At 70.5% G+C, this 18,411-nt stretch carries 14 protein-coding genes; 3 read left to right on the forward strand and 11 right to left on the reverse strand.

Going from position 1 to position 18,411, the window contains the following annotated elements; genetic code table 11:
- The first annotated feature begins 9 nt into the window (after window positions 1–9).
- Window positions 10–1,974: an FUSC family protein gene (locus tag ACQW02_RS14445; protein ID WP_431280612.1), complete on the forward strand. Its 1,965-nt coding sequence runs from the start codon at window positions 10–12 to the stop codon at window positions 1,972–1,974.
- Between the two features lie 12 nt (window positions 1,975–1,986).
- On the opposite strand, the gene ACQW02_RS14450 is transcribed toward ACQW02_RS14445, so the two are convergent.
- A complete protein-coding gene (locus tag ACQW02_RS14450; protein ID WP_431280613.1) occupies window positions 1,987–2,895 on the reverse strand; it encodes a polysaccharide deacetylase family protein in 909 nt (302 codons plus the stop codon).
- On the reverse strand, window positions 2,892–3,908 hold the full coding sequence (locus ACQW02_RS14455; protein WP_431280614.1) for a ketopantoate reductase family protein: 1,017 nt from the start codon (window positions 3,906–3,908) through the stop codon (window positions 2,892–2,894). Before ACQW02_RS14455 ends, ACQW02_RS14450 begins: the two co-directional genes overlap by 4 nt.
- A 96-nt stretch (window positions 3,909–4,004) precedes the next feature.
- Between ACQW02_RS14455 and ACQW02_RS14460 the strand changes: the two genes are divergently transcribed.
- Together ACQW02_RS14460 and ACQW02_RS14465 are read left to right on the forward strand one after the other, a co-directional pair.
- Entirely contained in the window at window positions 4,005–4,769 is a 765-nt protein-coding gene (locus ACQW02_RS14460) for an SDR family NAD(P)-dependent oxidoreductase (protein ID WP_431280615.1), read from the forward strand.
- A 19-nt stretch (window positions 4,770–4,788) separates the two neighbouring features.
- Entirely contained in the window at window positions 4,789–5,769 is a 981-nt protein-coding gene (locus ACQW02_RS14465) for a Bug family tripartite tricarboxylate transporter substrate binding protein (RefSeq protein WP_431280616.1), read from the forward strand.
- A 32-nt stretch (window positions 5,770–5,801) separates the two neighbouring features.
- Here ACQW02_RS14465 and ACQW02_RS14470 read toward each other — a convergent pair whose 3' ends face one another.
- From ACQW02_RS14470 to ACQW02_RS14510, 9 genes are all read right to left on the reverse strand, one after another.
- Window positions 5,802–6,509: a PP2C family protein-serine/threonine phosphatase gene (locus ACQW02_RS14470; protein WP_431280617.1), complete on the reverse strand. Its 708-nt coding sequence runs from the start codon at window positions 6,507–6,509 to the stop codon at window positions 5,802–5,804.
- Complete coding sequence (gene tagF, locus ACQW02_RS14475; RefSeq protein ID WP_431280618.1) at window positions 6,506–7,240, reverse strand: type VI secretion system-associated protein TagF; 735 nt, start codon at window positions 7,238–7,240, stop codon at window positions 6,506–6,508. The genes ACQW02_RS14470 and tagF overlap by 4 nt, the downstream gene beginning before the upstream one ends.
- Window positions 7,241–7,243: 3 nt before the next feature.
- On the reverse strand, window positions 7,244–10,723 hold the full coding sequence (gene tssM, locus ACQW02_RS14480; RefSeq protein ID WP_431280619.1) for a type VI secretion system membrane subunit TssM: 3,480 nt from the start codon (window positions 10,721–10,723) through the stop codon (window positions 7,244–7,246).
- A gap of 1 nt (window position 10,724) precedes the next feature.
- Complete coding sequence (gene tssL / locus ACQW02_RS14485) at window positions 10,725–12,125, reverse strand: type VI secretion system protein TssL, long form (protein ID WP_431280620.1); 1,401 nt, start codon at window positions 12,123–12,125, stop codon at window positions 10,725–10,727.
- On the reverse strand, window positions 12,122–13,459 hold the full coding sequence (gene tssK, locus ACQW02_RS14490; RefSeq protein WP_431280621.1) for a type VI secretion system baseplate subunit TssK: 1,338 nt from the start codon (window positions 13,457–13,459) through the stop codon (window positions 12,122–12,124). The genes tssL and tssK overlap by 4 nt, the downstream gene beginning before the upstream one ends.
- An 83-nt stretch (window positions 13,460–13,542) precedes the next feature.
- Window positions 13,543–15,204, reverse strand: coding sequence for a type VI secretion system-associated FHA domain protein TagH (gene tagH, locus ACQW02_RS14495; protein WP_431280622.1), 1,662 nt, complete (start codon window positions 15,202–15,204; stop codon window positions 13,543–13,545).
- Window positions 15,205–15,333: 129 nt separating this feature from the next.
- Window positions 15,334–15,630 (reverse strand): PAAR domain-containing protein, encoded by a 297-nt coding sequence (locus tag ACQW02_RS14500; RefSeq protein WP_431280623.1) that lies wholly within the window; start codon window positions 15,628–15,630, stop codon window positions 15,334–15,336.
- Window positions 15,631–15,633: 3 nt separating this feature from the next.
- A complete protein-coding gene (locus ACQW02_RS14505; protein ID WP_431280624.1) occupies window positions 15,634–16,221 on the reverse strand; it encodes a DUF6931 family protein in 588 nt (195 codons plus the stop codon).
- Window positions 16,218–18,293 carry a type VI secretion system Vgr family protein gene (locus ACQW02_RS14510; RefSeq protein ID WP_431280625.1) on the reverse strand — a complete coding sequence of 692 codons (2,076 nt, stop codon included), beginning with the start codon at window positions 18,291–18,293 and terminating at the stop codon, window positions 16,218–16,220. The genes ACQW02_RS14505 and ACQW02_RS14510 overlap by 4 nt, the downstream gene beginning before the upstream one ends.
- Window positions 18,294–18,411: the final 118 nt, after the last annotated feature.

Consider the following 18,411-nt stretch of genomic DNA (forward strand, 5'->3'; position numbering starts at 1 on the left):
ATGATCAAAATGGGCGATACGCGGAAGGGCATGATTCCCGTGCTGGCGAATGACGTGGCCGAGGGCCTCGCCCCTTCGGGCGCGGGCGTGCGTCGCGCCGCCTGGCTACCAGCCCGCGCCGATCGCCACGCGATCAGCGCGATGGAGGGTCTCCGCGCCTCGCTCGCCGTCGGTGTCGTCGTCGCGGCCGACATCTGGGTGGATGTGCCCATGCTGCATGTCGCGGCACTGGCGGCGCTGCTGACCTGCCTGGGCGACAGCGCCGGGCCGATACGGCCGCGACTTTGGGCGGGGCTGGCTTTTGCGGTCCTGGGCGCGGTCGCTTTCGCCGGCTTCGGGGCGCTCAGCCAGACCGATCCCTCGTGGGCGACGGGCCTTGCCGTATTGTGCATCTTTGGCGGCGGCTTGGCCCGCGTCTGGGGGGCGGCCGCGACCGGCGTCGGCAATATGCTGACCCTGGCGATCGTGCTCGCGGTCGGCCATGTGACGCCCCCCGGGCTGCACGGCGCGGCGGCGCTGGCCTTTGTCACCGGCAGCCTTTGGGCGACGGCGATGACCCTGCTGTTCTGGCGGATCGACCCGGCCGGCCCCATCCGCGCGGCGCAGGCCCGGGTCTGGCAGCGCGTCGCCGAGCTTGCCCGCGTGGAGCAGGCGCTGCTGGCCGAAGGCGCGCCCGGCACGGCGTGGGAGGCCGCGACCCGCGAAAGCCGCTCCTGCCTGCGCGACGCGATCGAGGCCGCCCGGGCGCTGATCCTGGACGCGCTGCGCCCCCGCGCGCCGGCGCTGCGCCTGGCACAACCGGCGCTTCTGGCGCTCAACCGGGCGGAGGATGTCTTCGCCGCGCTGATCATGCTGGCCACCCGCTTCGAGGCCCCCGATCCACCGCGGGCGGAGGCCGCACCCCTGCTCGGCTGGATCGCCGCCCACCCCGATCCGGCCACCGCGGGCACCGCCCCGCCCGGGGATCTGGCCGATCCCCTGCTGGCGCGGATCGCGGCGGGACTGGCCACCACGGACATCGCGCCGCTGGCCGCCGATGCGCCGGCGCCGCCCTGGCCGGAGGCGGTGTTCGGCCCGCTGCGGGACAACCTGACCACGGAGTCGGTGATCCTGCGCCACGCCGCGCGCTGCGCCGTCCTGGCCGGGGGGGCGCTGCTGTGGTCGCTGCTCTGGCCGCATCCCTTCCAGCAATGGCTGACCCTGGCGCTGGTGCTGACCATGCAGCCCTTTGTCGCCGTCACCTGGCAGCGGGCGCTGGAGCGTATCCTGGGCACCTTGGCAGGGGCCGCCGTCGCGGCCGGCCTGGCGCTGCTGGTGGTCGGGACGCCGGCGCATGCGGTCGCCTACCTGCTGATCTGCGGCATCGCCTTCACCTTGCGCGGGGTCAGCTACGGGCTGTTCATCGCCTGCCTGACCCCCTGCCTGCTGATCCTGACCGAAGCGCGGCTGCATGACGCGACGATGTGGGACATCGCGGCGATGCGGGCGGCCTATACCCTGGCCGGCGGCGGTCTTGCCGTGGCCGCCAGCCTGCTGCTGTGGCCGAGTTGGGAGAATGCGCGAACGGGGGCCGCCCTGCGCGCGGCGATCGCCGCCCATGCCGACTACCTCGCCGCCGCACTGGGTGGTGCCGCCGATGCCACGCAGCGCGCGGCGCGCAGGGCGGCGGGCCTGGCCAGCAACAACCTGGAGGCCTCGATCGCCCGCCGGCTCCAGGAACCCGCCTGGCACCGGGCGGAAGGTGCCGATGCCGCCATCGTCGCCGATGCGGCGCTGCGCCGCCTGGCGGGGCTAGCGATGGGGAGCGGCGAGGCCGCCGATGATCCGGCGTGGCGCGCCTGGATCCCGGCGGCGCTGGCGGCGCTGGGCCGGGGCGCGGCGCCGCCACCCTGCCCCGCCGTCGATCCACCGCCGGGGCGCCTAGACGCGATGCGCCGCCAGGTCGCCCTGCTGGAGCAAGGCGTTCACGCCTGAACGAGGTGTTTCCTACGGCGCGGCGTGGGCCTTGCACCAGGCCGCGACCTCGGCATGCGTCGCGAACCAGCAGCCGCCCAGTGCCTTGGCATGGGCGATCACCCGTTCCAGCACCGGCATGCGGCTGCGGTGGCCGATGTGGTGCGGGTGCATGGTCAGCAGGAACAACCCGCGTTCGGCCCAGGCACCGTCCAATTCGCCGATGAAGATCTCCGCGACCGCGGAGGGCGGGGTATAGGGCCGCAACCCGCCAAAGCGGGCCATGTTGAAATACACCGCATCGTCGCGGATCCATTCGGGCGGCAGTTCGACGATGCCGGTGGCCTGCCCATCGGCCATCAGTTCATAGGGATCGTCATCGGCCATCAGGCTGCTGTCGTAGAGCAGCCCCATCTCCCGGATGATGTCGAGCGTGCGCAGCGAGAAATCCCAGCTCGCCGTCCGCATCCCGACCGGCCGCTGGCCGGTGACGCGCAGCAGCGTGTCGGCGGCGCGGAAGGCCAGGTCACGCTCGACGACATAGGGCAGCGCGGTGTTGCGTTCGTGGATCCAGGAGTGGATGCCGATCTCGTGCCCGTCATCGGCGACGCCACGCGCCTCATCCGGGTAGAGCAGCGCCGATACGGCCGGGTAGAAGAAGGACGCCTTGACGCTTTCGCGCGCCAGCAGCGCGCGGATGCGCGGCACGCCCTGGCGGTTGCCGTATTGGCCCTGGCTGATGCGCATCGGGCTTTCATCGGAATCGCGCAGCGGGATGGTGTCGTGGTCGGCGTCGAAGGACAGCGCCACGGCGCAGCGCGCGCCATCCGGCCAATGCGTCGGCTTCAGGCTGCGCCCGGCGCGGGCGCGGCCGGTGATCCGGCGCCAGACGGGTTCGGGCCATTCCCAGGGGTTGCCGTCGGGATGTGGGGCATCGGTCATGCTGCGACTCCGCAAAGTTCGTCGGCCAGGTCCTGGCCGATCGCGCGGCGGCCGGTTTCGATATCGGTGATCAGCGCGACCAGCCGGTCGGCCAGCGGCGTCGCCAGCCCATGCCGGCGAGCGGCGGCGCGGACGGGCGCCAGTTGCGCCGCGACATCGGTCGGGCGCTTGCGAACGGACAGGTCGCGCCAGATGCCGCTGCGCGGCTTGGCGGCGGCGCGGTTCATCGCCTCCAGCGCCGACAGGCAATGCGTCATCGCGACGAAGTCGTCGCGCAGGAAGGCGCCGGGGTCGAAATTGTCGAAGCCCAGGGGCGTCACGCCCTCGGCCCGCGCGACTTCCAGGATCTCGCGCACCAGGGCCACGATCATGCGGCGGCGCGCCGGGCTGCCGATGAATGCGGCGATGGTGTCGTCGGTCAGCGCGGAGGCCTTCAGGATCGCGCCATAGCCCGCCTTGCCCCAGAGGAAGCCAAAGATGTTCTGGGACAGCACGGCATCGGGTTCGAAGATGCGCATCGTCGCATGCAACGCTTCGATCCGCGGCGTCACGGCGCCGTCCAATTCGCCCACCACCACCGCGCCGCGCTTGGCGTAGTGCAGCCGCCCGGGTGCGAGGTAATCCGCGTAGAAATTGACGAAGGCGCCGATGGTGCGCGGCCGCCCGACGATATCGGCGATGACCAGCTCGTTCAGCCCGTTCTGGCAGGAGACGACGGCGCCGTCTTCGGCCAGGTGGGGCGCCAGCGCGCGCGTCGCGGCCTCGGTATGGTGCGCCTTGACCGCCAGGATGATCAGGCGGTGCCGGCCGGTCATCTCCTCGGGCAGGAAGGCGTCGCCGCCAACGGTGAAGGCATCGACCGGGCCTTCGATCGCAAGCCGGCCGGCGCGGATGGCCGCCACGTGCTCGGGCACGACATCGACGAAGACCACCGACATGCCGGCACGGCGCAGATAGGCACCGATGATGCCGCCGATCGCGCCTGCACCCCACACGACCACCGGTTCCGCCATGTTGGTTCCTCTGCTTGCAGTTTCCGTCTTCCGCCGCCGTTTGCGCGCGGTCAACCGCATTGACGGGTGGGGGGCGGATGGGATCATGACGGCACGATGCATGATCCCCTCGACTTCACTGGCCGTACCATCGCCGTCACCGGCGCCGCGATGGGTTTTGGGCGCGCCATCGCGCGCGCCTTCGCTAGCCGCGGGGGTCGCGTCTGGGCCTGCGACATCGACGCGGGCGGGCTGGCCGAAACCGCCGCGGGCACCGCGATCGCGACCGCGGCCTTCGACCTGACCGACCGCGCCGCCGCGCGCGACTGGGTGGTGGGGGTCGAACGGGAGGCCGGCGGTCCGATCGGGATCCTGGTGAACAATGCCGGCGGGATGCGCGGGCAGCACGGCCAGCCGATCGAGGATGTATCGGACGAGGATTGGGACGGCATTTTTGCCCTGAACGTCGATGCGACCTTCGCCGTCACGCGTGCCGCGGCACCGGCGATGAAGCGGGCGGGCACCGGGCGGATCATCAACATCAGCTCGGGCGCCGCCTTCCGCCCGTCGCGCACGCGCATCCAGGCCTATTGCAGTGCCAAGCACGCGGTGCTGGGCCTGACCCGGCAATTGGCGATGGAATTCGGCCCTTTCGGGATTACGGTGAACTCCGTGGCGCCGGGCCTGGTGCTGACCGATGCCGAGAAGCAGCAGGGCTGGGATGGGCAGTCGGACGACCGCCGTGCCGCCACCCTGTCGGGCATCGCGCTGGGTCGCCTGGGTGCCCCGCAGGACATCGCCGATGCGACGTTGTTTTTCGCCTCCGACCTCGCCGGCTTCGTCTCGGGCCAGATGCTGCCGGTCAATGGGGGATCGTTCTGATCATGAACAGGAGCAGCCCATGACCACCACCACACGCCGCGCGGCGCTCGCGCTGACATTGATGGCGCCGTCCATCGTCCGGGCGCAGGGCACCCGGTGGCCCGACCGGCCGATCCGCATGATCGTGCCCTTCGGCACCGGCGGCGGCACCGACATCACCATGCGGCTGCTGGCGCCGAAGCTGGCGCAGATTCTGGGTGTCAGCGTGGTCGTGGAAAACCGCCCCGGCGGCGGCAGCACGGTGGGCACGGATTACGTCGCCAAGCTGCCGCCCGATGGCGCGACCTTCGTGTTTGCGACGCTGTCCTCGACCGGTCTCGCGGTCGGGCTGTATCGCAACCTGCCCTATGATCCGGTGCGCGACCTGACGGCCATCGCGCCGACGAACTTCATCCCGATCTGCCACAGCATCACGACGCGCGGCCTGACCGCCCGCACGACCGAGGAATGGATCGCCGCGCTCCGCGCCAACCCCGGCCGCTATTCCTACGGCAGCGCCGGGGTCGGCACATCGGGCCATATCGCGTCGGCCGCCTTCCTGACCCAGACGGGCACCGAGGCGGTCCATGTGCCCTACCGCGCCCCGGGGCAGGTCTATACGGCCCTGATCGCCGGGGAGATCCAGTTCAACAGCGACATCCCCAGCCTGATGCTGCCCTATCACACGGATGGCCAGGCGCGGACGCTGTTCGTCGCGACGGATGAGCGGTCGAGCCTGATGCCCGATGTGCCGACCGCGGCCGAGGTCGGGCTGCCGGGCTACAAATCCTATTCCTGGTATGGCGTTTTTGGTCCCGCCAACCTGCCGGCGCCGATCACCACCCGCATGGCCAGCGCGATCGACGAGGCCCTGGCCGATCCCGCCATCTCGGCGCGGCTGGAAGCCATGGGAACGCCGACCATGCGCGGCTACACGCCGGAGCGCTTTGCCCAGTATGTGAAGGACGAGATCGCGCTGTGGGTGCCGATCGTCCGGGCCTCCGGCGCCACGGCGGATTGAGGCGGGCGGGGCGCGGCGGGTTCCGTCGCGCCCTACGCGTTCACCACCACCACCGTCACATTGTCCCGCGCGCCGGCGGCGACGGCGGCGCTGACCAGTTGATCCGCCCCGGCCCCGGCCAGCATCATCCCGGCCAGTTGCGCTTCCGGCAATTCCTTGAACACGCCGTCGCTGCACAGCATGAAGCGGTCGCCGGGCTGGATGCGGTCCGACACCTTGTCCAGCGCCAAGGCCCCCTGCGCGCCGATGGCGCGGGTGATGATATTGGCCTGCGGGTGGCGCTCGGCCTCTTCCTCGGTCAAGGCGCCGCTATCGACCAGTTCCTGCACCAGGCTGTGGTCGCGCGTCACGCGATGCAGCACCCCGCCGCGCAGCACGTAGATGCGGCTGTCCCCGGCCCAAAGTGCGGCGTAATGCCCCCCGCGCGCCAACAGCACGACCACGGTGGAGGCGATGACGCCGCCCGTCCCGCGCTCCTCCGCACGCGATTGCATATCGGCATGGACCGCATCCAGACGCAGCCGCACCTGGGCCAGCATTTCGGCCGCCGACAGGCCGGGGGGGATGCCGATCAGCGCCTCGGCGATGGCGGTGCTGGCGACATCGCCCGCGCCATGCCCGCCGGCGCCGTCGGCGACGGCCCAGAGGCCGACCTCCGGCCGGTCCACCAGATTATCCTCGTTCCGCTTGCGGACAGCGCCGGGGTGGGAGCAGGCGGTGGATCCGAGTACGCCGCTCATGCATCCGCTCCGGCTTCAGGGTTGCGGGGCTGTGGTGGCGTGGCCCAAGGCAGGTCCACGGCTTCCGCCCATTGGTAGGGTTCGCTGTCGGCCGCCGGCGCGATGTCCTCACGCGGCGGGGTGGCGCAGGGGGATGCTTCGGCGTCATCCGCCGGCACCGCGACCTCGGCCGCCGAGGCCGGTGCGATCGCCTCGTCATCCGCCACCCGGGGCGCGCCGAGCAGCGACGCGAACGCCTCCGCCGGCGGCATGCGGATCGGCGTGCCGCCCGCTGTCCAGAACAGGCTGCGCCCATCCAGCGTCGCATCCGGGTCTGGCGGCGGGGCCATGGGCAGCAGGGCCAGCAGCCCGTCCGCATCCATCTCCCCCGCGCGGCCGCGCAGCGCGGCGTCTTCCATGGCGGCGAACCATGCGTCGTCCGGCGGGGCGCAGGCGTCCTGCGTCACCGCCGCCAGGGTCAGCGGAAAGCGCCGGCCGACGGTGTCCTGCGACGTGACCATCACCCCCACCGCCGCATCGGGACCGCAGGCCCCGGGCGCCAGGCGGAAGCGCCAGGCCGGCGCCGATTCCCACGCATCATCCCAGGCCTGCCCGAGCGCCCCGCGCGACGCCGCGATGCCGGCCGACAGCCAGTCATCCCAGGCCGCGACAAAGCCGCGCGGCAGGCCGCGGCGAACGAAGTCGCCATGGGCCGGCAGCTTGCCGAACAAGCCTGTTGATGCGTCCTCCATGGGTCAGTTCGGCCGCAAGGTGGGGCAGCGGAACTCCAGCAACTCACGCAGGCCAAAGGGGTTCACGCTGCTCGATGCCTGCACCAGGAAGTCGGCGGATTTGTCGCCCTGCGTGACCGACAGGCGGAACCGATCGGGCTGCGCCGTCGCATTCAACCGGCCGAGGAACACGAAGCGCAGCGTCGCCCAGGCGCCGTCATAGGCCAGCGGCCCGGCGCTGGATTCCGGGTCGAAGGTCAAGGTCACCGGGTTTTGGGCCGGGAAGCTGACATCCACCGGCCGCCCGCCCCCGCCTGGCGTCAGCGCCACGCGATTGCCGGAGGCTTCCAGCACCCCCGCCGTGGTGCCTGCCGAAAGCCCCTGCGGCACCAGTTGGAAGCGGAAGCCGCTGTTGCCGCCGGTCGGGAAGAAGGCATCGCGGATCGCCGCGGCGCGCTGGAACTGCACCAGGTCGGCCGGGCTGATCGGCGGCGGCAGACCATCGGCCGCGACCGGGCGCCAGGGGCGCTGCGTCGTATCGGCATAGTTGCGGATATTCGCCGTGAAGAAAGTGTCGAACAGCCCGCCCGGCGCGAAGAGCCGGATGAAGTCATCCATCGGCATATCCGGCGCGGCATTGGCCCGGCGGAAGGGGAAGCGCGTTTCCATGCCGCGGCACAGCGGCGCCAGTTGCTGCCCGCCGGCGGCGGCGATGGCGGCCTGCGCACCGCCGGCGCGGGCCTGGCCCGTCGATTGCGCCAGGGCCGTCATCCAGCCTTGCAGCGGCTGCGGCTGGCGCTGTGCCTCCGACAACAGCCGCTGGCCGGGGTCCAGGCCCTGGGTCGGCGGCAAGGCGGTGCCGGGGGGCGAGTTGGCCAGGCGCGCGACCTGCACATAGAGGTCGTTCAGGATGGCCAGCACGCCGTCGAGGGGTGCGCCCGCCGCTTCGCGCAATTCGCGGAAACGCGGTTCCACCACATCGGCGACCGGCTTGGCGCCGCTGCCGCCGAGGTTGGCGCCCACCGCCGCCGCGACCCGGCTGGCCGCCGCCGTCGCGGCCTGCGCCGCCTGCGCCGCGGCCCCCGCCAGGGCGGCGCCGGCCGCGCCACCGGGGGGTTCCGGTGCCGTGCCGGGCGCCAGTTGGCGCGCGATGGAGCGCAACAGATCCTTCATCGGGCTGTTCGGCGCACCCAGCAGGTTCAGCCCCTCGGCCGCCGCGTTCAGGCTGGCGAAGGGCGGCAGCACGATGTCGCCCAGCATGGCTTCCCAGGCGCGGACGTAGTCGGCGGCGTAGAGCGCCAGTACATCGGCCTCCAACCGCCCCGGGTTGCCGGCGCCGGCGACCGCCGCCTCCGGCCCCAGGACCCAGGATTCGCTGGCGGCCTCAAGCGCTGCCTGCGGCAGGCGCGGCAGCACGGCGCGGTACAGGCCCTCCACCGTGAACAGACCCGGCACGCCCTCGGTCAGCGGGCGGCCGCTGCTGCGGGTGAAATAGCGCTGGCCGGCGGCGCCCAGGGGCTGTGCCGGCGTCCAGGCCGGGATGTTTTCCGCCAGTGGACGCAGGCGGGTGTAGACGCGCTGCGCCATCGGCAGGCGGGAGAAGACGCGCCGCGCCTGATCGACCAGCGCGCCATCCAGCGGATAGGCGGCGAGTTGCCCGGCCAGCAGCGCGTCCAGATGCCGGCCCAGCGCATCGCGGCCAGGCTGGTTCACGGCGCCGGGGAATTCGGCCTGCCAGTCGAGCCCGAACCATTCCTTCACCAGGGTCCGGTCCATCGGCCCCTGCTTGCCGAGCATCAGGTAGACGCGCACCGCCTCATACAGGAAGTCGGGGCGCTGGATGCCCTGGCGGATCTGCGCCTCGACCCGCGCCAGCAGGCGGGGCAGCAGCACGCGGTCCAGAGCACGGCGATAGGCGGAATCGGCACCGGCGGAGAGCATCTCCTCCTGGCTCAAGCCAAAAGCCGGGCCATCGCCCTTGGCCGCTTCCGGCAGGGCGCGGGTGGCCTCCAGATAGCCGAGCACGCGGGTCAGGTCGGGCGAAGGCACCCGTTCCAGCGGTTCGGCATTGGTCGCCGCCGCTTCGGCGGCGGTGACGGCGACGGTCAGGCGCCGTTCGCGCGTGGCCTCGGTTTCGAGCGCCATGAACCCCCAGGCGCCGCCGCCGACCAGCAGCAGGATCGCGGCGGCCCAGGCGCCGAGTTGCACCATGCGGCGGCGGGATTCCAAGCCACGGTCGTTCGCGGCCAGCCGGGCTTCGTTGAACACGACATCCTTGAGCAAGCGCCCAAGGAAATAGGCCCGCCCCTTCTGGCCCATCACCGCCGCGGGGCGCTTGGGGTCCAGGCCGAAGGCGCGCGACAGCGCGCCCGACAGGCGGTCGAGCGGCGTGCCTTCCTGCGTGCCCGAGGTGAAGTACACCCCGCGCAGGAATGGCGCGGGATCGAGTTTCGACCCGCCAAAGGCCGCCTGCACAAAGGCCTGCAAAGGCCCTTCCAGCGAGGCGACCTGCGCCGGGAAGCCGGCGATCAGCGCGCGCTGCGACGGGCCGCGTTCGGCCTGCAGCCGTTCCAGCAGGCGCGCGGTCAGGCGTTCCTCCAGCGCCTTGAACTCTTCGCCGAATTTCTGCACCGCGCCCTCGGGCGTTGCGGCGACAGGGAAGGTGAAGCCCCAGACCTGGTCGCGGCCGGCCTTGTCCAGATCGTCGAAGAATTCCGTGAAGCCAGGCAGAAGGTCGGTCTTGCTGACCAGGAAATACACCGGCAGGCGCTGGCCCAGGCGGGTTTCCAATTCCTTGATCCGCCGCCGCACGCTGCGGGCGTGCGATTCGCGCTGCGTCGCATCCAGCCGCGACAGCATGTCCACGCCAAAGGCGACCAGCACGCCGTTCAGCGGCTGGCGCGGGCGGTTCTTCTTGACCAGGTCCAGGAAGCGTTCCCAGCCGGCCTTGTCCGCATCGGCGTCGCTGTCCTGGGTCGTGTAGCGCCCGGCGGTGTCGATCATCACCGCCCGTTCGGACAGCCACCAATCGCAGAAGCGCGTGCCGCCGACGCCGGCAACGCGGCCCTCGGCCAGCGGGAATTCCAGCCCGCTGTTCATCAGCGCGGTGGTCTTGCCCGAACCCGGCGGGCCGATGATCGCATACCAAGGCAGGTCGTAGAGGAAGGTCCCCTTCCCGCCCGTCGCGGCCTTCAACTTGGCCAGCGCCTCGGTCAGCTTGCCGCGCAACTCGGCTTCCTCGGCCGCTGCGTGTTCGTCCTTGGCGATCTTCGGGTCGGGTGCGGCGGCGGCTTCGACCAGGGCGGAATCGCGGCCCTCCCGCTTGCGCCCCATCAGGAAGACGATGACGGCCCAGAGCAGGATCGGAATGCCGACCAGGATGCCGCGCAGCCAGATCGCGTCGAAAGCCTCCCCAAGCAGCGGCGCGAAGAGCCAGACAACGACATCCAGCAACAGGATGCCGAGCAGCGCGCCAAGCGCGGGGATGGAGAAGAAGGCGCGCATCTCAGCGGTTCCCACGCAGCAGAATGACTTCGATGCGGCGGTTTTCTTCCCGGCCCTCCGCGGTGGCATTGCTCGCCAGAGGTTCGGCGTCGGCCTTGCCTTCGGCGGCGAAGCGCGTCGGGTCGCCATTGGCCGCGACGATCGCGGCCATGGCTTCCTGCGCACGGGCGGCGGAGAGCGCGAAGTTCGACGGGAAGCGCACCGTGCGGATCGGCTGGTTGTCCGAATGGCCCTGCACGACGACGCGGCCAGGCTCGTCCTTCAACCCATCGCCGATGCGGCGAAGGATATCGATGAAGCGCGGATCGACCGTGGCCGAGCCGGAGGGGAACATCCCCCGCCCGCGAATACGGACCAGCAACCGCTGCGCATCGCCGTCGACGGAGACCAGCCCCTGCGCGATCTCGGGCGCCAGGAACTGCCGCAGTTTCGGCGCGGCGTCGGGCGGACGGCGTTCGGGCGGCGGCGGTGGCGGGGGTGCGGGCGGCACCGGCGGCGCGCTGCGGTCGATGACGGGCAGCACGCCCGGCGGCAGGGCGGACATGCGTTCGTACAGATTGCCGGCATTGGCCGACAGGCCGTCGGACAGCCAGTACCAGCCGCCACCCAAGAGCGCGACGGCGAAGGCGGCGGCGACCCAGGCGGGGATCGCCCGGCTCTGGCCACGATGCGGCGCGGCGACGCCTTTCCAATGCGGCGACAAATCCCGCTCATACGGCCCACGCAACTGGGCGAGCAGTTGGTACAGCCCCTCCCGCGTGCGATCGAGTTCGGCCGAACCGCGCGGCATCAGCCGGTACTTGCCCTGCAGGCCGAGGGAAAGCGCGAGGTAGGAGACCTCTAGCGCGCCCTTGTAGCGGCCCGGGTCCTTCATCATCCCGGTCAGCAGGTCGAAGACGCGTTCGCCCGACCGGGTTTCCTGGTGGAAGGTCGAGACCAGCGATTTTGCCGCCCAGCCGGATTGCGAGCCCCAGGGCGAGGCGAGCACGACATCGTCGAGCGCCGAGCAGAGGACGTAATGCGTCGCGCGGATTTCCTCGGCGGTGGCGCCGATCTCGCGGGCATCGGCCTCGAACTGGCGCAGCGATCGCAGAGCGCGTTCGCGCAATTCATCGGGGTTGGGTGCGGCGGCAACGCCGGCATTCGCCAGGCGGGCGAGCAGGTCGAGCAGGGGCGCCGCGGCAGCCGCGAGCGGCCCGGGGCCGATCTTTGGCAGCGCCTCCGCCTCGCCAGCCAGGCGCGGCGCGCTGCTGCCCGATGGTGCGGCCGGCGCTGCCGCGCGGGGTGGCGCACCGCCGCCGAAGGGCGGCGGGCCGGCGGGCTGGGCAGGCTTTGCCCCGCCGGCCCCCCGCACCACCGTGCGATCAGAATCTTCGGGTTCGCCAAACGGATTGTCGCTCATGCGCGTATCGCCCAGAGACTGAGACGGAGGTTCGGGAAATCGCCCGAGACATGGATCGCGAAGCCGCCGCTGGTCTGCATCTGCTGCCAGTGCGGGCTGCCGCGATCGAGCTCAAAATACACCGCCCCAGCGTGGAACGGAATCTGTCGTGGTGCCACCGGCAGCGGCCGGACGACGATGCCGGGCAAGGCCACATTGACCAGTTCGCGGATGTGTTCGACCGCGCCGATCTTGACCTGGTTGGGGAACTGGCGCCGCACCTGTTCGCCCGGCATGTCGGCCATCACCGTCATCACGAACTGGCCGGCACGCAGCAGGTTGCGGTCCAGGATGGGGCCGACGCGCACGCCGTGGCTGCGTTCCTGCAAGGGGATTTCGACCGCGTTGGTTTCCAGCACCGCCGACAGGCTGCGCCGCAGATCCGCGATCACCGGGGCAAAGGAGCGTTGCAGGTCGTCGTGCCGATAGGCCGGATAGGTCGAGGCCTTCTTGTCGGGCGACGTAAAGGTCGCGAGTTCGCCGGCGATCTGCACCAGGGTCGCGAACAGCGTCTCGGGATGCACATTCCCCGCATCGGCGTAATGCGCCAGCAGCGGCAGGCAGCGGTTGACGGTTTGCAGCAGTAGGAAGTCCGCGACCTCCGCCACGCCGCGTGCGCCGGGCTGGGACAGCCGCGCGCCCAGGGCCTCGGCCCGCTGGCCCAGCATGCCGACGAGTTCGGCCACGATATTGGCCAGCGGCGGCACCGCCGAAATCCGCAGGCAGGGCGGCATGAAGCGGTCGTCGATCATGACGCGGCGATCGGCCTGCACCTCCACGATGCGGGCGAGGCCGAGGCAGGAGAAGCCGGCGCGCTCCTCGCTTTCCAGCATGAAGCGCAGGCGGGGGCGGCCGACGCCGAGTTCGGCCGGCAGGGTCGCGTCCGAATGGGTGTCGTAGGCTTCGAAGGGGCGCAGGTGGTAGCGCGCGGCGGCCGCCTCCGCCCCATCGGTCGCGGTCACTTCCGGGCTGCCGGGCTGGCGCACCGGCAGGGCCAGGTAGACCACCTGGTTGCGCGTGCCCTCGGCCAGGTCGAGCGGCGCGGGTTGGTCGGCGGTGCCGGGGATGGCGAAGGGGGTGCCGTCCTCCAGCACGCCCGCGACGTTGGAGATCGCGAATTTCCCCGCGGCCAGCAGGTCGCGATCCAGCGCGAATTCGGTGATGCCCCAGGGATGCGCGCGCAAGGGTGCGGCCCGTGCCTGGAGCAGGTGCTCAAGATAGCGGTCCTGCTGCTGAAAGTGCTGTGCGCGGAGGAACATGCCCTCCTGCCAGACGACCTTATCGTGCCAAGCCATGCTGCGTGCCGTTCCCCTGCATCGGCGCCCATGGCCGATGCCCCGTTGTTGTCGCCGATGCCCCGCAGCACATCAGGCCGTCATCACCCCTTGCCCGCCCGCGACGCGTCTTCATAGGCGCGTGCGAAAGCCTTGCCGAAGGCGCTGTCGAAGTCATCCTCGAATTGATCTGTCACCTGTTGGTGAAGCTTGCGATAGGCCTCCCACAGGCGCTTTTCGCGCGCGCCGGGCATGATGCCGCCGCCTTGCACATCCGTCTCCAACCCAGCGGGTGCCAGTTTCGCGAGCAGCGCGCGGGCGGCGGCCTGGGTCGCGGCGACGGTCGCGACCTGGTGGGCGGTCAGGTCGTCCACAGTTTCCTGAACCGCCGCCGGCCCGTTGCCGCGTGGGCCGAGCAGCGCCTGCACCGCCATCTCATCGGTCGCGGCGAATTTCACCGGATTGTTCCCGGCGGCGCGCAGCATGGTCTGTTCGATGCGGAATTCGCGCTTCACATCGGCCCGCGCGATCAGCAGCGCACGCAGGCCGCCGACCGAGGCCCGCAGCGCGACGCCCGCCGCCGTCAGCGCCGCGCCGGCATCGGTGCCGGGCGGGGGCGGCGGTAGGCCGGCGGCGTTCAACAGCAGTGCCAGCGCCTGGTCGAGCGAACCGGCCGCCGCCGGCACGGCCGCCATGACCGGCGGAGGCGGCGGCGCGACGGGCGGTCGGTCGCCTGCCTCGGCAAAGGGATCGGCGACCGGCGGTGCCGGCGCCCGCGGTGCCGCCATGGCGCCGAAGGGGTCGCCCGGTTCGGCAAATGGATCGGCACGCGGCGCCGGTGGCGGCGTCAGATCGGCGAAAGGATCGCCCGGTGGCGGCGCGACCGGCGCAGGCGGCCGCGCGACGGGTGCCGCGGGCGGGGCCATGTCGGCGAAGGGATCCGGTAAGGGCGGGGCCGCCGGCGCCTTCGGGGCCTGGAGGTCGGCGAAGGGGTCGGGCAGCCCGCCGCCACGCGGCGGCGATGGCGCCGCGAAGGGATCGGCCAGGAAGGGATCGGGCGCGGCGGGCGGCGGCGCGCGCCCGGCGGGCGGCAGATCGGCGAAGGGATCGGGCAGACCGGCAAAGGGATCGGCCACCGGGCGGGTGGGCGCCGCCTGCGGCGTCGGGGCGTTCCAGTCATCCGGCAGCAGGTCCGGCATCATGGCGCGCGGCGGGGTGAAGACGTCGTTGGTGCTCGGGCGATGGTCCGGCATGCTGGGGGCGAGATCCTCGTCGCCCAGCGGATCGAAGTCGGATGGCAGCAAGGGCGCCCCGCCGCCCTGCGGCCCGCCTGCCGGCGACAGGCCCGGCAGCGGGGCCGAGAAGATGTCGTCCGAAGGCGCCGCATGCGCCCCCATCGGGTCCGGTGTCGCGGACGCGGATTGCCATTGGCCGGCGCCCCAGGCGGCCTCTTCCTCGACCCGGCACTCGATTTCATACGATCCCAGCCGCAACCGGTCGCCGTCGCGCAGCGCCCGTGTCTGGTCGCGCCCGACCGGATCGCCGCTGCTGTTGACGAAGGTGCCGTTGGTGGACAGGTCGCGCACCTGCCACCCGCCGGAGAAATACTCGACGGCGCAATGGCGCTTGGACAGCACGCGGTCGGGGTCCATCAGCGGCCAGTCGCATTCCGCGCCCCGGCCCATGACGTATTCGCCGCCCGGCACGCGTCGCTGTTCAGGCACCGCCTGGTCTGGACAGCGCAGGACGGACAGCACCAGCACCATGGACGGTTCCCCGAAAAATCCGATCCGCTCACATCCGCCCGGACGACCGCCCGGGCGCGCAGCAATGTTGCGCGACCATCGCTAGTGGGCCGTCAGGGGCGCGGCGACGTCAACCTCAACCGCGCGGCATCAGCCGCCAATGATCACCGTCGGGAAACCGAGGATGATGTTGCCGCCATGCGCCGTCATGTCGCCGATCCGCGCGGCCGGCAGGTAGGTGACCAGGACGGTCATGCTGCCTTTGACGATGACATCGGGTGGGCCCACGCAAACGCATTGATCGCTGACCCGTGCCTGCGGCAGATACCCGGTGATCACCGTCGGCGCCCCCGTGATGATGGGGCCGCCGATGTGCGGGATCGGCGGCACACCCGGCGTCACCATCGGACAGACGTGCATGTCGCTGATGCGGGATGCTGGGGGCATGGATCAGGCCTCCTCGACCTGCAGCCGCCCGGCGCCGCCCGCGGCGATGTCCTTGGCGGCGATCAGGAACTTGGTGAAGCGCGTATCCGCCAGTTGCGGTTTTACCCGCACCGCCGCCAGCACGATGGCGCCGCTGATGGCGACACCGGTCAGGTGGTCCGGCGGCGGCACCACGGGCTGGCCCTCCGGCGACATGCTGCCGCCGGACCAGAAGGCGCCGACGGCCGCCCAGGCTTCGGGCGAACCGAAGCCTGTCTTTTCGGCCGTGACCATCGCGGCGCGCCGGGTCGGTTCCTCGGGCTTGCGCACCCAGAGTTCGGCGGCGGTCAGCGCCTCCAGGTCGCGCGGCTTCAGCTTCGGGTCCGGCACCGAGCGCGCGCACATGCAGGCCCACCACACCGCCTCGCGCTTCGGCAGCGCGTGGGCGGCGAGGCGTGTCGCATCCGACAGGCGGCCGGCCGCCACCAGCCGGTCGATCCCGGTGACGGCATCCTGCGCGCCGGCAAGGATGGCTAGGCCGTCATCGTCCAGTTCCAGCCGAGGCAGGAGCGGTTCGAGCGGCACGGACAGCTTCACGGGTGGTTTCGTCATGAGGAGTTAATCAGCACTATGGCCCCTTTGAGCATCATCGGGCCCTTCGATTCCTCCATGATGATGGCGCCCTCAACCTTCACCATGGCCGAGCCCTTCACCTGGATCATCGGCCCTTCGATCGTCACCCCGCTTGGGTCGATGACGATCTTGCTGGGCCCGCATTTCAGGGTGATGGACTGCATCGCCTCGACCTCGATCGCGCCGAGCGAGGCCTTGTGCGTGATATTGCCCATCTTCACCGTCGTCGTCTGGTTGCCCATGCTGACTTCGGTGGTCATGTTCCCTTTTTTGATGGTATTCGTTTGATTGCCGGTTTCGACGGTATTCGCCTGGTTTCCGGTCTTGACCGTCACCGTATAATCGCCGGTCACCGTCTCGGTATGCTTGCCCTCGACCGTCTCAGTGCGGTCCACCTTCACCGTTTCGGTCTTGTTGTTCTTGATCGTCTCGGTGTGGTCGTGGTCGATGGTTTCGATGCGGTCGTGCTTGACGTGTTCGGTCTTGTCGTTCTTGACAAGAATCATCATATCCTTTTCGGCCTGGATATTGATGTGTTCCGAGCCTTTTTTGTCCTCGAAACGGACCTCGTTGAAATTGTCGGCGCCGCCCTGCTTGCTGGACTTGGTCTTGATGCCCGACTGGGTCTTGTTGGCCGGCAAGGCATAGATCGGCATGTTGTCGGCGTTATAGACGCTGCCGATGGCGATGGGCCGGTCGGGATCGCCGTCCATGAAGCCGATCAGCACCTCATCGCCCACGCGCGGCAAGGTCCAGGTGCCGCCCCACTTGCCGGCGAAGCTTTGCGCGACCCGCACCCAGCAGGAGCAGGTGTCGTCCGGCGTGCCGCTTTCGGGGATGCCTTTGCGGTCCCAGTGGAAATGCACCTTGATGCGGCCGTACTGGTCGGTGTGGATCTCCTCCCCCGACGGGCCGGTCACGATGGCGCTGTGGATGCCCGGGATCGCCGGCCGGGGCCGGGACATGACCGGCCGCCAGGGCCGATCGGCCGGCATCAGGGTCAGCCCGTTGCGGTAGTTGGAGGTCCCGCCACCCGACAGATGCGTCTCGTCGAAGGCTTCGTGCACCGTCTCGGTGATCAGCCAGGTCTCGGGACTGGTCGCATCCAGCCCGGCTAGCACCTTCAGCCGCCCGCCGGCGAAGACGCGCGGGTCGTTGCCCGAGGCGGAAATCATGTCGGCGCTGGATTCGAAGCCTTCCATACCGAGCTTGGAGGGATCGGCATCGGGGCGGACCGTCTGTCCCCCCGGCCAGCGGAACACTTCCCAGGCAGACACGCCCGGCGTGGTCAGCACCGTCGCCGTCTGCTTGGTCAGCAGGGCAGAGGGCGTCACCTGGTCGAAGTCGAGCGACACGACCTTGCCCGGTTGCAGCGCCGAGACCGGGCGCCAGTTCGCCAGGGCGCCAAAGGCATCCGCGTCGGACCGCACCACCTGCGGGTCGCCGGGCACCAGCGGATAATCGGCATTGGCGCCGCAGACGACGAGGGTATGCGCCGAGGTCGAATGTTCGAAGTAGTAGCCGCAGCCCACTTCCTCCAGCAGCCGCTGGGTAAAGTCGAGGTCGGTTTCGTTATACTGCACGCAATAGACCCGCGTGCCGGTGGGCACCGAGGAGCCCCATTTCACCGGCGCGACCGAGCCATCGCCCAGCAGCAGCGTGACGATGTCCTTGACCGATTTGGACTGGAAGATCCGGCAATCGGCCGTGCGCGACATGTGCCACATCAGCGGCACGGCTTCGAGCCGGTAGGCCGCCAAGCCACGGCCATAGGCACCGATCCGCGAAAACCCGCGCACGACACCATTGAAGCTGCGGGTGGCATCGGCGACCGTCGTCGATGCGGCCTTGATCGTGCACGTGATGGTTTTGCCCAACAGGGCCGAGGGCAAGAGGTTGAGTTCGGAGGAGATCACCTCCGCTTCCATCGTGAAGGGGCGCGCTATCGCCTCACGGACCACCAAGCGCCGCAACGTCAGCGCGTTGGCGCCAAGCGGAGAGGTGATGCTCAACAGCCGGTTGGTATCCGACAGACTCAGGTCTTCCGGCAAAGACGTCCCCCAACCCCTGGCTCATACCGCCACATTCCCGGAACATAGCGCGACGAGCGCCGAAGCGTGAAGAACGCCTTCGTGAGCGGAGCATGCGTTTTCGTGAGCGGCAAGCCGC

The organism is Humitalea sp. 24SJ18S-53 (genome assembly GCF_050632385.1).
In the GTDB taxonomy this organism is placed as follows: Bacteria; Pseudomonadota; Alphaproteobacteria; order Acetobacterales; family Acetobacteraceae; genus Humitalea.

Excerpts from the sequence above, each read along its gene's own strand:
- ACQW02_RS14460 (WP_431280615.1), top strand. The coding sequence starts at position 4,005 with ATGCATGATCCCCTCGACTTCACTGGCCGTACCATCGCCGTCACCGGC.
- tagH (WP_431280622.1), bottom strand. The coding sequence starts at position 15,204 with ATGGTGCTGGTGCTGTCCGTCCTGCGCTGTCCAGACCAGGCGGTGCCT.
- tagF (WP_431280618.1), bottom strand. The coding sequence starts at position 7,240 with ATGGAGGACGCATCAACAGGCTTGTTCGGCAAGCTGCCGGCCCATGGC.
- tssL (WP_431280620.1), bottom strand. The coding sequence starts at position 12,125 with ATGAGCGACAATCCGTTTGGCGAACCCGAAGATTCTGATCGCACGGTG.
- ACQW02_RS14450 (WP_431280613.1), bottom strand. The coding sequence starts at position 2,895 with ATGACCGATGCCCCACATCCCGACGGCAACCCCTGGGAATGGCCCGAA.
- ACQW02_RS14465 (WP_431280616.1), top strand. The coding sequence starts at position 4,789 with ATGACCACCACCACACGCCGCGCGGCGCTCGCGCTGACATTGATGGCG.
- tssM (WP_431280619.1), bottom strand. The coding sequence starts at position 10,723 with ATGCGCGCCTTCTTCTCCATCCCCGCGCTTGGCGCGCTGCTCGGCATC.
- ACQW02_RS14505 (WP_431280624.1), bottom strand. The coding sequence starts at position 16,221 with ATGACGAAACCACCCGTGAAGCTGTCCGTGCCGCTCGAACCGCTCCTG.
- ACQW02_RS14455 (WP_431280614.1), bottom strand. The coding sequence starts at position 3,908 with ATGGCGGAACCGGTGGTCGTGTGGGGTGCAGGCGCGATCGGCGGCATC.
- ACQW02_RS14500 (WP_431280623.1), bottom strand. The coding sequence starts at position 15,630 with ATGCCCCCAGCATCCCGCATCAGCGACATGCACGTCTGTCCGATGGTG.
- tssK (WP_431280621.1), bottom strand. The coding sequence starts at position 13,459 with ATGGCTTGGCACGATAAGGTCGTCTGGCAGGAGGGCATGTTCCTCCGC.
- ACQW02_RS14445 (WP_431280612.1), top strand. The coding sequence starts at position 10 with ATGGGCGATACGCGGAAGGGCATGATTCCCGTGCTGGCGAATGACGTG.
- ACQW02_RS14470 (WP_431280617.1), bottom strand. The coding sequence starts at position 6,509 with ATGAGCGGCGTACTCGGATCCACCGCCTGCTCCCACCCCGGCGCTGTC.